At 49.0% G+C, this 255-nt stretch carries 1 pseudogene; it reads left to right on the top strand.

Annotation, left to right across the window (positions count from 1 at the left end):
• Positions 1–18: 18 nt before the first annotated feature.
• Positions 19–255: pseudogene (locus LJE08_RS14215) on the top strand (acetate kinase); the annotation flags it as partial.

Below are 255 nucleotides of genomic sequence, written 5' to 3'. Positions count from 1 at the left end.
AAGGCGTAAGGCCTGGTAATGGGAACCCGTTCCGGAGATATTGACCCGGCCATCTTAGAGTTCATCGCTAAGAAAGAGAATCTTGATATTGCGGGTCTGATGAACATGCTCAACAAAAAGTCCGGAGTATATGGACTTTCCAATAACCTTTCCAGCGACTTCCGTGATCTGGATGCAGCTGCAAGCGAAGGCAACAAGCCGGCAGCCATCGCGCTGAAAGTATTTGCCTACCGCGTTGCAAAATATGTAGGAAGC

The organism is Holdemanella sp. DFI.5.55 (assembly GCF_020593575.1).
In the GTDB taxonomy this organism is placed as follows: Bacteria; Bacillota_I; Bacilli_A; order Erysipelotrichales; family Erysipelotrichaceae; genus Holdemanella; species Holdemanella hominis.
Note: the sequence above shows the minus strand (reverse complement) of the source record. Positions and strands in the feature narration are given on the sequence as shown.